Here is a 13,659-nt window from a genome sequence, read left to right as displayed (position 1 = left end):
CTGGAGCTTAGTTGGAGGCTAGGTCATGACCTTATCTTCTCAGTTATTTGAGCAGGCGCAGGCTCTTTTTCCTGGTGGAGTCAATTCACCGGTCAGAGCGTTTAAGTCTGTTGGTGGAACACCGGTATTTTTTAAAGAAGGACGGGGTGCTTATTTAATCGATGTCGATGGCAAAGAATACATTGATTATGTAGGGTCATGGGGATCTATGATTTTAGGGCATTGTAACCCAGCGGTTGTGGAGGCAGCCCGAGAAGCGGTGGGGCATTTTTTAAGTTTTGGCGCACCTTCCGTGCAAGAAATAGAGTTAGGGAAACGAATCATTGAATTAATGCCCTCCATGGAGAAAATCCGTTTCATGAATTCCGGCACCGAGGCGACGATGACTGCCCTGCGCCTGGCTCGCGGATATACCGGTCGAAATAAAATTATAAAATTCAAAGGCTGTTATCATGGCCATAGTGACTTTTTACTGGCAAAAGCCGGTTCAGGTGTATTGACTTTGGGTATTCCCTCAACTCCGGGTGTTCCTGCGAGTGTCACTGAGCATACCCTGATCGCTGATTATAATCAGTTGGATGAAGTGGTGTTGCTTTTTAAAAATAATGGCCATGATATTGCCGCGGTCATTGTAGAGCCTGTCTGTGGCAACATGGGGTTTGTATTGCCTCAGGAAGGATTTTTACAAGGCCTCAGAGCCTTGTGTGATCAATACGGCGCTTTACTGCTCTTTGATGAAGTGATGACCGGATTTCGGGTGGCTTTGGGTGGTGCGCAAGCACTTTTCAATGTTAAACCGGATTTAACAACGCTTGGAAAAGTCATCGGCGGTGGGATGCCTGTCGGTGCTTTGGGTGGTCGAGCAGAAATCATGGATTACTTGGCCCCTTTGGGCGGTGTTTATCAGGCAGGAACTTTGTCTGGCAATCCGTTAGTGATGACAATTGGCTTAGCCACGATTAATCAATTGGCTACCCCGGGATTTTTTGCCCGCCTCTCTAAAACGACCAACATTCTGGTTCAGGGATTGAATGAACTGGGAGATCGTTTGGGGATCCCACTGCATGCGCTCTCGAGAGGCGGGATGTTTGGTTTCTTTTTTAATCCTAAAAAGGAAATTGCTCATTTTTCCGATATTGCCGAAGGCAACGAAGCCCTGTTTAATTGTTTCTTTCATGGCATGTTGGATAAAGGAATATACCTCGCGCCGTCGATGTTTGAGGCGGGATTTGTTTCCATTTGCCACGGTCAGGATGAAATTGACAAAACCCTGTCTGCCGCTGAAGAAACGTTGCAGGATTCCGTCACAAAAAATTTAATGCCCCCCCGCAGGTCTTTAGCCGAAGCGCCAAGAGAAAAGACGCATCAGGAGGCATTAATCCAAACAGCGGATTATTTCAATCAAACCGGATTTGATCGGTGGAAATTAATTTACAGCAACAGCGATAAGGCGAATTTCGTTCAAAAAATTATCAGGAAGGGTCATAATCAGATCATTGATAGCCTGATTAAGTATCTGACTGAGACGAATAATATCAGGGGTAAACGTTTTTGTGACGCGGGGTGTGGCGTGGGTATGGTTGCTATTGAACTGAGTAAACAAGAGCCCTCCGCTATTTTTGCATCGGATATTTCACAGGCCATGGTTAATGAGGCAAAAAGTCGCTATCAACAACAGGGTAATTTAAAGACCGAGACCCATTTTACCGTTTCCAATTTAGAAGACTTACAAGGAAAATTTGATAATGTCATTTGTCTCGATGTTATTTTTCATTATCCGCAGGAAGTTGCCGAGCAAATGGTCGATAAACTATTTCAGTTAGGCAATCACATGGTGATTATTAGTTTTGCTCCCTACAGCATTTTTTTTGCTGGCTGGAAAAAATTAGGTGGGTTTTTTCCAGGAGCAAAAAAAGCAACCCGTGCCCACCTATTGAAAATGAAGCCGTTTATTAATCTGGCAAAAAAGTATAACTTTAAACCGGTTTTCATTAAAAAAACCAAAGCGGTTTTTTACTATTCAACATTGGTCATTTTTGAAAAAAAACCTTAGTCGATGATTCAAAAGGCTATTGTCTTAGCTGCGGGGCGGTTTAAAGCGGCTGGAAGCTGCTGTGATTATCTTATCGTCCTCCTCCCAGGCTGCGCTGGTTTATGGTTAGACGGATTAAAGGTCCTTTGATGGGGAATCATGGTTTTCAACAGTATCAGATAGTGTCTCGGGTGCATCTTTGCGCGAAAATTTTCCATGGATGCTGATATCAAGTAAGTGCCCATAATACTCCATCTCCTTAAAGTTATCTAATCCCTGGGCAACACGAGACGCTTTTAGATATTTTTCTAACCAATCACTGAAGTCATTAGTTCCTTCTAAAGCCGCCGTCACACACCCATATGCAGTGGCTACAACGGCACAATTACGTGAGCTTTTATCTCTTGAAGGTGCATGATAATTAGCAACAGCATCTGTTAAAGACAATTTCCCCGCCAAGTGTAGTACTTTCTCAGTTGATTTTATTAGTTCTTTCTCATTTTTTTGTTGATAAACAGCGTCCTTCAATTTATCCATTGCTTTGTCGAGTTCACAGATATAAAGATAGGGTGATTTCATTCTGTACTTATTGTATTTTTCGGCAATCTTATTAAATAATTGATACATAGATGCAACCCTTAGTAATCGATTTCCCAAATGCATTAATGGGTATGTAATGTTTATGCTATTCAGTATAGCATCTAGATGCTTTCATATTGGCCTGGACGCACCAGCAAGCAAATAGCATGGAATGGGGTCTTGTAAAGCAGTGCTAAAGAATGGTTTTATTCCAGTTTTCACCATAATGTTCGGCTTGTGTCTTTCCCCTTTTAAACTTAGTTTTAAATAGAGTTATAAGAATAGGATAAAATTTCATTGCTCCATGAGTTGTTGTCCTCCATTCGTAAGGTATAAATGATGTCTTTTGACAAAATAGTCTGTGTAGGAAAAAATTACCTGGCCCATGCCCGGGAACTAGGCGATGAAGTACCAGAAAAACCGGTGCTTTTTTTGAAACCAGCGAGTGTTCTTAGACAAGCCTCTGCTTGGGGGGAGCAAATTCAGGTTGATTTCCCTCATGAAGACACGGAGGTGCAACCAGAATGTGAAATGGTGCTTCGTCTCGCTCAGGATGGCTATCAAATGACAATTGACGAAGCGAGAGACGCTATTGCGGATGTCACTCTTGGTCTTGATATGACTCTAAGAGCCCGCCAAACGCAGCTTAAGAAACAAGGGCATCCATGGACTACATCCAAAGTGTTCAAGGATGCGGCTATTCTTGGTCCCTGGATTCCTTATCAACACGTTAATGACTATCTGAGCGCTGAATTCCAATTACTCCTGGATGGAACCTTAAGGCAATGCGCCAAAGGGGCAGACATGATAATGCCTCCAGACGATTTGCTGGTTTATATCAGTCGATTTTTTCCCCTAAAAGCGGGGGATGTCATTTATACGGGAACCCCTGCAGGAGTGACCTCAATATCAGCAGGCACGACCGCTGAGTTACGCTGGAAGAATTATTCCTACACGGTAAAATGGAAGTAGCTGATAGCCAGTAACCTGGGGGCGCGAAGCCCCTCTCCCTGGGTGTAAAACTATTTCATTAAACCTCTTAGAAACCTGTGAACATTCTTCTGGTGTAGAAGTTACATTACAATTTCAACACATTAGGAAAATAGTATGTGATGCTTCAAAGGACTGAGGGCTAATGATAAGACGAATTATCGGCTGTTGTGCTGTTTTCTTTCTATGCAACGATTTATGCCATGCTCAGATGCCAGAAGTCACCTCATCCGCATTCTCTTCAGGGCAATCGAGCCAACCATTGCCATCGTCTGGTCGTATCCTCGGTACTGCTGCAATCACCGATCTTGGCTTGTTTGGCGGGGATGGGATGTTACCCCTCATAGGTGGAGAAGAAAAATTCATTTATGGGGATTTGTTAGGAAGATATGGTACCGACAATACCTATTTAATCAGCCCGGGAATAGGGTATAGAAGAATTGTACGTGATGTAATCGTTGGTGGATATCTATTTGGCGATTATGATCATACCAACTTAAATAAAAATTTTTGGGTGATAAGTCCGGGATTAGAGTTAATCAGTACACGCTGGGATTTCCATCTTAATGGTTATTTTGCCAATCATCGAAAAGCACTGGACTCTGCAACTATCGAACAAACCTTAGCCAGTCAAGTTGATCAATTTGAACTCGGCACGCATAATCAATACACCCAATTAACATTTAATCAGCAACTGATTTCCAACAATGTTGTTATTGGTAATGGATTCGATGCCGCATTAGGCTACAGTTTTGCTGTAAAAGAAAAGTTACGTTCTCATATTTATCTTGGTGGTTACTATTACCATCCTCCAGCCCAATACAATACTAAAAACATTGGCGGTGTCGCGGCTGGCTGGAATCAGCCAATTCACAAAACACTGAGTTTTTCGTTATTTAATAGTTATGATCAGATCAATAAGTACACTGTAGGAGTGGGACTTAATTTAGTCTTTGGCGGCAGTGTTAATGTTTTATCAAATGATATTCACGATAGAGGATTGGATCCAGTACAACGCCATATTGGTATTATTGCTACAGGCGCAGGCACTTATGATCAAAAAAGTGTGCTTTATAGAGATTACGGTACAATATCCACATCATTAGAATACTCGAATGTCTATTTTATTTCTCCAGATGGAACAGGAGATGGCACTTACGGTAATCCTGCCCCTTTGGCCCAATCAACCCTGGATGATATTCATACGTCATCCCCCAATGACGCACGTCTTTATCTGCAAGGAGGCGTTGGTACTACCTATGAGGTTACCGTCTTTGATGGTTTAAAACCTTATGATGGGCAAAATTTTTATGGCAGATCGTTGGACTACTCCACGGTTGCTTCTGGAAATGACAGGCCTACTTTATTTTTAGTGAATAATACCGACGGTTATCAGATTTTCCATCTTGGCGTTAATGGCGCGACCAGTACTTTTTCTGATTTACAATTTTCCACCAATTTTGAAAGTGGTCTTAATCCTGGCGTAGGGATATTCATGGATGGTGGTTTTACGGATACCACGATAAATAATAGTACTTTTTCCAATTTTAGAACCGCTATCTATCTTCCCAATAATGGCGATTTAAGCATTACTGATTCAACCTTCAGTAATAATAATATGGTCATATATTCCACGGGAAGTTCAAATAACCTCCGTATCGAAAACTCTACCATTACGGCCGATAGCACATTTGATTTTCAAGGAACACAACCCGGCGGTATTCAGTTAACGAACACAGGGGCAGGGACGGTCACTTTTACGGCAAACCAATTACAAATTAATCTTAATAATAATAACTCTAATACGGGTATAAGTTTTGTGAATCAGTCGAGTGGACAGATAAATGCCTCTATTAGCAATTTAACTCTAACCGGATCTGGATCGGGTGGAAACAGTGGGTTTGAAATCCGTAATCAGGGGAATGGGGATGGATCAGTCGGTTTTGGTGGTGTAATTAATGTAACAGTCGAAAATTCTTTAATTCAAAATAACGGTCAGCTGAGTAATACAGGAAATATATACCTCCAGGCCAACAATAGTGGAATTATAAATTTTAACTTTATTAACAGTACCTCCAGTGCAGGGAATACGTTTGGTTTACTGGTGGTCAATGGCGACCTCAATCCAAATCTTGGTGATACAGTTAATGTATCAATACAAAATTCAATTTTTAATAGCAGTGGAGACAACATCGGACCCCCTTTTCCTTTTGGAAATATTGGTGTTTGGTCTTTAGGGCAAGGAGCAATTAATCTGGCCGCCACCCATTCTACAATTAGCAATACCACGAATGGTGCCCCAGCGCTTTGGATTTCAAATGGGTTCGATGGCGGCGCGATAACCAATAGTATTATTAATATCAGTGATTTAAGTGGAACCACTTTTTTAAATAATAATGCCGGGGGAATTTATGCCTATGCACTGGCTGGTGTAAACACCTCGACTACGATTAATTATACGGGCGCTATCTTTACTAACAGCATGCCTAATACTGCAAATGATCCTGCCAGTACCGGTACAATTACATGGATTCCATAGGCTCTGGATTGGTTTTTGCCTCAGCAAGTAGCCTGGGATACGGGTTGCTCCCAGGCTACGCTGGCTAGATCCAGATTAGGATATTCAATTTTTTGATTACCTTTTGAACTGTTGCAAATTTTGACATTAAGAGATGACACAGTAATTAACAATACCTTGAATACCGCCTAAATTGGATTCTTCTTCACTTTTCTGCATTTCAATTCCCACTTCCTCATCCAATTTAACAGGCGACAGGCTACATAATTTATTTTCCCAATCCGTGATTTGAGAATCTGTGAATTCTGCGAATTCTTTGCTTAGCTTAGGGCGCATAGGAGGTCTTTGATTGCTCATTACCAATATTTGTTGAGAATATTTTAATTCGTTTAAAATGCTGCCCTCTGGTCTTTGTTGTGCAGGATAAACCTGATCATGCCAATTGATTAAATAAGCATTAGTTCCCCACGTATCCGGATTTTTTACATCGGATGACTCGTTCCTGTTTAGAACTACAAAAACATGAGTGCCATTACTAGCAATTACGACAAATTTTTCCACGCGCATCTGTTCTTTAAACAATAAGCAAAATATTGAAGAAGCGATAATGTCACAATAACCTTTACGAAAAGCTTTGGGCACTGAAGACAAGACATTACAAGTGTGTATTAAGCCAAATAAATATTCGATCCTTTCATTAAATGCGGGTAATTGGGTTGGAATAAAGCGTTCACGCCCATCATCAGAAAGGCCTTCTGCAGCGTCATTTATTATCTGAATGCCTTGGTTCTTTATCCTTTCAAGAGCCTCTACTGTATTCTTGGTGATTTGTTCAGTAAGTTGGTCAAAAATCTTATCCGAGCTCTCATCGGGCTTCTCGGAATAAACAGTGTTAACTGGCTTAGATACACGTTTTCCTAAATTAAATAATTGCAAGGATTCAATGACTTCTTTGTCATCTGCGTAATCAAAGGCTGTTTTATTTGTTGCATCTTTTAAATCAGGATTGGCACCATGGGCCAGCAAGAAATTAACGGCGTTTATTTTGCCATACTTACAGGCTTGATGTAAGGCTGTCATACCTGATGTAGGACCTGGTTCATTCACTCTTACTTTTGTAATGACACTACGCATAAATTTCATATCTTTATGCGTCCCGGAGGCGGCAGCTTTCCTGAATTCGAGATCGATATCATTGCCTTCTAGTAAAGAACCACGGATCATAATGACTTCCAAAAAAACAATTAAGGTAAAAAGCAAACAATATATACCAAAAATTTTAAAAAATCACCTGCTAAATTAACGAGCCTTCTCAGGGTATAATATTTTTTGCTTGAGATTTTCACGGGCCAAGGTCATGTAAATGGCATTGCGATAAAGGTTCATGCCGACAAACCGGGCGTGATATTGTTCATTAATTTTCCACATAAAAACACGATTGAAAGAGTATCCTCTGATTGAGGTTGCTTTCTGCAAAGCAGCAAGTAACCTGGCGAGTAGGGCTTCGCCCGTATACCTTGCTTTGAAAAGCTGGAAGTCCAGAGCATTCACTTGCCATATTATTTTGTTGGTGAGGTCCTTCGTCGTGTGAGGGGGAAAATACCCGTTTACGGTGGAAGCAAAGCGATGAGGTTCATGAGCAAAAAGACGGATATTGATGGCATCATCAGACAGTTGAAATACTGCTTTTAGAGTAGGATACACGGATTGCATTAGGCAACTTCTTCTTAATAGAGTTCGCAATGTCTATTGATACAATGGGTATTTTATGGCTCCTATGCACCAAAAAAACGAGTATAGAATTTTATAGTTGGGTTTAAGGTTACTATGTTAAACAAAACGGCTTTTAATAATCGCCTCAATTTGGACTCAAACCAATTAGAGCATTTACCTCACGACTTTTTAAGTGGTTTGGAAAGTTTAGAGGGGATTAGTCTTTACAATAATCTGCTTAAAGAACTACCTGATGAATTATGGACTTGCAAATCATTACTTGAGCTCAATGCCTCAGCCAATCAACTGACGTTTTTGCCTGAGCAAATTGGTTCTTTGGAGTGTTTGCAGACCTTGGATATGAATGGCAATAGATTATCTACATTGCCTAGGCAGCTTGCAAAGCTGCCTCTCACGAAATATCTGTATATGGCTGATAATCAATTTAAGTCTATTCCTGAAGTAGTTACCCAGTTAACTCAACTTAAATATTTAAATTTTTCAGGCAACCAAATTAAATACTTGCCTGAAAATATTGGGAATCTTAAAAAGCTTATAGAGCTTAGGCTGTATCACAATCAAATTGAAGAAATTCCGAGCTCTATCAATCAATGTCAAAAGCTCAGAGAAATACATTTCATGAAAAATCAGCTTAAAACGCTTCCTAAATCTTTGGGGGCTTTGAAAGACTTAAGAATCCTTGATTGCTCCGATAACTGTATTGAGTCATTACCTGACAGCATGAGCGCCTTAACGTCCCTTAAAATTTTAAATCTTCGTAATAATCATTTGCTGTCGCTCATTGAAGAAGTAGGTGAGTTATCTGAATTATTGTATTTAGATCTAAGAAACAACAACCTCAAAGAATTGCCTATGAACCTGTTAAAGCTAAATAAGCTCGAAAAACTGGACTTAAGATGCAATAAGTTTCTTATACTGCCTAAGTGGTTGCATGAACTTGAAGAAAAAGGCTGCACGCTACTGTATTAATTAAATACCCAATCATCAGGAGGTTTTCCCTTCAGTCTCAATAGCTGATTTATAGCGTTATTGCCTATGATGAGAGTTTCCTTTGGTTACAGTTCGCACTAGTTAATCAAAAAATCCAATCGCTTGCACCGTTGCTCCAGCAATTCGAGATATTTTTCCTGCATCGGTTGAGATAAAAAACTAAAACCAATCAGCTCTTGCCATTTTGGTATTACCTGATGGAACTCTTGTACGATCCCATCGATGACGTTCTGATTTAATCCTAATTTTTCAAAGGCAAAGTATTTAAGAAAATCACTTGTTGTTAAATTATTTTTTTTTCCTTTTAGAGGTAAAGCCAGTTCTTCTTTGGTGTTTTTTTGAGCGATGGTTGAGTTAAGTAAATCGTAGGCTGGTGATATGGAAATTTTTCTATCCTTAGTAATTAAGGAAAAATTTTTTAGATGCATGTCTTCATTGCCGACTAAGAAGTTAAACAACGTCAACTTCAATAATTTCACGAATTCAATTTTTGGGAATGTACAAAACTGTTCTATGATTGCAATTACTTTTTCCATAGAACTTTTATATTTTGTATGTCGATCTTCACCTGAAAGCTGTGCAAAATCCTCCAAAGCTAACTTTTTATTATGGCCTATTCGATCAAAGCGTTTAATGAAGTAGGTTAAACTGTTGTCTTTAGAATAAACTAAACCATGAACCGGAACTTCGAGGCCTAGCGTTTTTGCAAGGGTCATAGTAATGGCTTCATTTTCCGGCAATTCGGGATAAATATCACTTTGTGGTTTTAAGATATAGTGACCTTTTTGATCAACGATTTCAAAACGTCCCTCTTTAATCTTTAGTTTGGCACTCAGTTTCCTTTGGACGCCCTGAACAGACATCTTTCCTACCCGAGCAATGGCTTCCTGTCGCTGCTCATCAGCACTTAAATCCAATGGACTAAGATTTTTTAATTGAGGAGAAAGCAAATGCAATCCACGTTGCGAATAGTTTTCGTGAACACTGATCTTTTCGTAAGTAATAGGACAGTGTTTCATCTTGGTTCCTCAATCGTCACTGCGCCTACGACATCCTGGCCCACTATTAGCAATTGGCTAAAATAATCATTTTTATCAATTTTATATTTGCGTAATAATGCTTCAAGCATAATGCCTTCAGGTAGCAATCCTTCAAAAAAAGGGGGAAATACGTCAAAATCATAGCGCCTCTTTGTTAACGGCATAGTGAGAGAAACGGGTGCCCCCTGATAATCATTAAGGTAAGTAAATTGATATTTTTTACCTTCTAATTCTTCTAATATTCCAGCTCTAATGCCATGCACGGATACGTATGCTTTTCTCATGTATTATTATCCGTTGTTTGAGGAAAAGGCGTTTCAAATTTCATTTGGATATTTAAAACATCGAACACTTTTAGCAATGTATTTAGCCGCACCGATTCTTTCCCTTTTTCAATATCATAGATAACCGTCTTGCCGACCCCCGCTAACCGAGCCAATTCCTGTTGCGATAAGCCGCTTTGTTTGCGGTAATAATGGATTAAATTGGCAATTTCGTGTTTGGGCATGGGACACCAGAAATTAATTGTATATTACTGTTATAGCAGTAAAAATAATAAAAATAAATTTATTTATTGCCTTTCGTTGCAATAATTCACCATAAATTACTGTCATAGTGGTAAATTTGATTGATTTTCTGATTTTTTCCTATTTGTTTATTATCAATTGATTAAAATTACTGTTATCGCGGTAAATTTGTCGTGGAATAACAAATAAGTCAGGCATACTGGCGATGCGCGAAGAGATTCCCCAAGCCCTCATTTACATATAACCCTATCCCGAATATAAAAGATTTAGTGTAATCGTTTGGTCTTGTGCAATAAGAGCAGTACCTTTATTAATACATCGAAACAATGATTTGTGCCTTATGCCTCACCTACAGTTATAAGTTAAGGACGCATTCTCTCTTTGTTATAAGTGTCCCAGTTGTCCCATGTATTTTTACATGCCTACAAATAATTATTATTTTTTTGCAATGACAGGTTGGTTTTCCCGTTTGCAAGCAAACGGGCTGACTATGTTTGATTATCTTAAATCTTCTTCTACCTCTGAAAATTTGAAAAAAGGGAATTCTTTTATTATTTTTTGTTGCTCAGGCCAGCTCATTGTTAAGGGCATCACGTCTGTTTCAAACAAATAATAATAGACAGTTGGGACATCAAAGGGCATCGCATTTTCAATGATATAATATTGTACACGAGCTGCTCCAACTCCCGAATCTGATAAAGCGTCATCAATGCATAAATAAGTATGATTCCTATATCCAATTTTCAACCATTCAGCATGACTTGATATCGCTCCCCCAGGTCCAATGTAAGGATTAATAGAAAGATTAATTGCTTTTTCTAATAATAAATTATAGCCATTGATAAAGACTGAAGGTTCTTCATGGTATCTTTGGCTTACAGGTGATGAAGAATCCTCATGACATTCTGAACTTCCATAGTGGATATTATCTGAGATAGCTTCTATTTCCACATAGCATCTATCTTTAGCGCAAAAAAAACCGCCATCATCCCAACCATGTGCACTAGGTTGTAACATCTTTTTAATAGTCATACCGGCAGCCATAACCCTATTATTTCTGCATGCATCGACCACTTCCCATGGAGGAATTGCGTTAAGTTTTAATGAATGAACCAGAATTAATGTAAATAGAAAAAATCTAAGCTGTAAGAACATTGAAATACTAAAATGTGAAATAAATGGGCTCTATTATAAAGGATAAAGGCCAGACTCCATTGATATTGAGCAAGCGTAGGTCGGGCGAAGCGTCCGACCTACGCTTGCTATCCCAGATCCTGCAAAACTCCTGAAAGTGGGGCGATTGAAACATGCTTTTAAATAATTGTCCCTGGTGCCCCATCTTGAATTTTGAGGTGGGGACGTAACAAGCCCAGTAAATATGCGGTTGCCCCAATTGTCCCCCAGAGTCCCTGTAATTTTAACAACTATGCAATGAAATCTGAGATACCTTCTAAACAGCGTAGCCTGGTTGCTTGCAACCAGGATTCATTATTCCCCCAACGCTCCCTCAAAAACCCCTCCCCAATCTCGTGGCAATCGACCTTCACGAACATAACGATGGAAGCTTGAGTAAGGCCAATCAAACACCTCCTTCACTAATCCGTGTTTCACAGGGTTGAAATGAATGTAGTTAACATGAGAATAAAAATCGGTTTCATCTCGAATACGATGCTCCCAAAATCGACGTTGCCATACGTTGTATTCGCCTCGATGATTTTTTAATAATAATTCTTCAGATGACTTTATTTCGCGTAAAAAATAAGTCTTTATTTGGCGTAATCGGGTTGAATAATCCGTATCCTTCTCTGGTAACTCCATTATCAAGTGTAAATGATCGGGTAATACCACCGCAGCATGGATAGTAAATGGATTGTTCTTTTGTGCTTGTCGAAATGAGTGGCGAAGCGCTGATACATAATTCGTGAGTACATTTGATTTTCTATCTTTTAAGGTCAATGTAAAAAAATAAGTACCGCCCTGCGTTTTATCTCGCCTGTAATTGACCATGAGGTTCTTTTCCATAGAAACTTGCTGAGGTTAATTTAACATTTTTTAAAAAATGGGAATAGCTTCGTTCTAGGGAATCCTGGTTGCAAGCAACCAGGCTACGCTTGCTGGTTTTCCCGGTTGCAAGCACCCGGGCTACTTGCTGAAAAAGCGGACAAAAAATTACAGCTATATTACAGCAATTATTAACTAATAAGGCCTTTGCAAATCAAGCCAAAAACCAACACCCACAGCTTTATCAAAAGATACAAAGTATCTGTGACAAACAGAAAGAAAAGGCATTGTTTCACGATCGTTGATGCTAGCGATCAAATCTAAAAATGTCCCCTATGCCCCACCTGGGTAATTTGAGGTGGGGACTGCGATAGCTCAGTTCCAGTAGGGGTGCCTCATTTGTCCCTTTTGTCCCGTTTATTTTTTACATGCCTTCAAATGGTCTATTATTTCATTGGGAGTGATAGGCTGTTTTCCTCGGCTGCAAGCAGCCGAGCTACTTGCAAATTTATAACTAACATAATGAATTAAGGGACAAATAACATGACAAAAGAAATAATTACAGATCCTAATGACGCTCGCAAAGTTCTTCAATTATGGAGTCAAGAAGTGAATTTAAATAATATTGTTAACTTCCATAATGTAACGAAGGCATTAATTGAGCAAGAGGTGAATAGGCTTTCTCTGTTATCGCAACAGGAAGATGACCCGAAAGAGTTAGAGCTACAAAAAAAGATATTTCAATCGGCCTTGCATAACTACAATGAATATTTAACCGATAATGTATTCTTGATGATGTATTCTCATGTCGAGGAGTGGCTTTTTATTCATGCAGATTCAGATACTGATACCGGAGGTTCGTTAGAGCGTTTTGAGCGTAGTCTTGTGATGAAGGGATTAAACACAAGTTCTTCCGAATGGCAAAGTTTGCTTAGGGCCGAAAAAATTAGAAATTGTCTTCTACATGCTAATGGCCGATTATCATTTATAAAAGCATCAGATAAGGCCTGTATTACTCAAATCATAGGACAGAGTAGATATTTTGGAAGTAAAAATGATCGGATTATTATAAAAAAACATTATTTACAATATGTTAAGAATCAAGTAGCTAAACTATTTAAGCAACTCTCAAAATAGTTGAGAACCACAAGCTATTTTATTTCGAGTCTGTCCGGAATTCTGTGTAACTAGCCGTCCTGTTATCGGTTAACTCTATCGCCGAATTCGATCATGAAGCGATTCATAGCT

The 13,659-nt window shown here is 39.4% G+C and carries 13 protein-coding genes and 1 pseudogene; 6 read left to right on the top strand and 8 right to left on the bottom strand.

The features are described 5' to 3' along the window. Window positions 1-25: 25 nt before the first annotated feature. Together hemL and bchM are read left to right on the top strand one after the other, a co-directional pair. Window positions 26-1,294, top strand: a pseudogene (gene hemL / locus Lrub_RS15160) (glutamate-1-semialdehyde 2,1-aminomutase); the annotation flags it as partial. A 24-nt stretch (window positions 1,295-1,318) separates the two neighbouring features. After that, on the top strand, window positions 1,319-2,053 hold the full coding sequence (bchM, locus tag Lrub_RS15155) for a magnesium protoporphyrin IX methyltransferase (RefSeq protein ID WP_237760824.1): 735 nt from the start codon (window positions 1,319-1,321) through the stop codon (window positions 2,051-2,053). Between the two features lie 114 nt (window positions 2,054-2,167). On the opposite strand, the gene Lrub_RS11730 is transcribed toward bchM, so the two are convergent. After that, window positions 2,168-2,695, bottom strand: a complete 528-nt coding sequence (locus Lrub_RS11730) for a hypothetical protein (RefSeq protein WP_133134028.1) — start codon at window positions 2,693-2,695, stop codon at window positions 2,168-2,170. 252 nt (window positions 2,696-2,947) lie between these two features. On the opposite strand from Lrub_RS11730, the gene Lrub_RS11725 reads away from it, so the two are divergent. Together Lrub_RS11725 and Lrub_RS11720 are read left to right on the top strand one after the other, a co-directional pair. After that, window positions 2,948-3,583, top strand: coding sequence for a fumarylacetoacetate hydrolase family protein (locus tag Lrub_RS11725; protein ID WP_058532310.1), 636 nt, complete (start codon window positions 2,948-2,950; stop codon window positions 3,581-3,583). Window positions 3,584-3,812: 229 nt separating this feature from the next. Next, entirely contained in the window at window positions 3,813-6,140 is a 2,328-nt protein-coding gene (locus Lrub_RS11720; protein WP_133134029.1) for an autotransporter outer membrane beta-barrel domain-containing protein, read from the top strand. A gap of 126 nt (window positions 6,141-6,266) precedes the next feature. Here Lrub_RS11720 and Lrub_RS11715 read toward each other — a convergent pair whose 3' ends face one another. Further along, window positions 6,267-7,343: an ankyrin repeat domain-containing protein gene (locus Lrub_RS11715; protein WP_133134030.1), complete on the bottom strand. Its 1,077-nt coding sequence runs from the start codon at window positions 7,341-7,343 to the stop codon at window positions 6,267-6,269. Window positions 7,344-7,418: 75 nt separating this feature from the next. Then, window positions 7,419-7,832 (bottom strand): hypothetical protein, encoded by a 414-nt coding sequence (locus Lrub_RS11710; protein ID WP_058532307.1) that lies wholly within the window; start codon window positions 7,830-7,832, stop codon window positions 7,419-7,421. Between the two features lie 114 nt (window positions 7,833-7,946). Between Lrub_RS11710 and Lrub_RS11705 the strand changes: the two genes are divergently transcribed. After that, complete coding sequence (locus Lrub_RS11705; protein ID WP_058532306.1) at window positions 7,947-8,822, top strand: leucine-rich repeat domain-containing protein; 876 nt, start codon at window positions 7,947-7,949, stop codon at window positions 8,820-8,822. Window positions 8,823-8,920: 98 nt separating this feature from the next. On the opposite strand, the gene Lrub_RS11700 is transcribed toward Lrub_RS11705, so the two are convergent. The 5 genes from Lrub_RS11700 to Lrub_RS11680 form a co-directional block, all read right to left on the bottom strand. After that, complete coding sequence (locus Lrub_RS11700) at window positions 8,921-9,862, bottom strand: lpg2370 family Dot/Icm T4SS effector (RefSeq protein WP_058532305.1); 942 nt, start codon at window positions 9,860-9,862, stop codon at window positions 8,921-8,923. Continuing rightward, window positions 9,859-10,167: a HipA N-terminal domain-containing protein gene (locus tag Lrub_RS11695; RefSeq protein ID WP_058532304.1), complete on the bottom strand. Its 309-nt coding sequence runs from the start codon at window positions 10,165-10,167 to the stop codon at window positions 9,859-9,861. Before Lrub_RS11695 ends, Lrub_RS11700 begins: the two co-directional genes overlap by 4 nt. Then, window positions 10,164-10,391 (bottom strand): helix-turn-helix transcriptional regulator, encoded by a 228-nt coding sequence (locus tag Lrub_RS11690; RefSeq protein ID WP_058532303.1) that lies wholly within the window; start codon window positions 10,389-10,391, stop codon window positions 10,164-10,166. Before Lrub_RS11690 ends, Lrub_RS11695 begins: the two co-directional genes overlap by 4 nt. Before the next feature lie 517 nt (window positions 10,392-10,908). Further along, the gene (locus Lrub_RS11685; protein ID WP_058532302.1) at window positions 10,909-11,565 is read right to left on the bottom strand and encodes a hypothetical protein; all 657 of its coding nucleotides are present in this window, start codon (window positions 11,563-11,565) and stop codon (window positions 10,909-10,911) included. 333 nt (window positions 11,566-11,898) lie between these two features. Beyond that, the gene (locus Lrub_RS11680) at window positions 11,899-12,432 is read right to left on the bottom strand and encodes an REP-associated tyrosine transposase (RefSeq protein ID WP_272946956.1); all 534 of its coding nucleotides are present in this window, start codon (window positions 12,430-12,432) and stop codon (window positions 11,899-11,901) included. A gap of 522 nt (window positions 12,433-12,954) precedes the next feature. Between Lrub_RS11680 and Lrub_RS11675 the strand changes: the two genes are divergently transcribed. Then, window positions 12,955-13,548, top strand: a complete 594-nt coding sequence (locus Lrub_RS11675; protein ID WP_058532301.1) for a hypothetical protein — start codon at window positions 12,955-12,957, stop codon at window positions 13,546-13,548. Window positions 13,549-13,659: the final 111 nt, after the last annotated feature.

Origin of the sequence: Legionella rubrilucens (assembly GCF_001468125.1) — a bacterium.
Taxonomy (GTDB): Bacteria; Pseudomonadota; Gammaproteobacteria; order Legionellales; family Legionellaceae; genus Legionella_C; species Legionella_C rubrilucens.
This window is presented reverse-complemented; position numbering and strand designations above follow the sequence as displayed.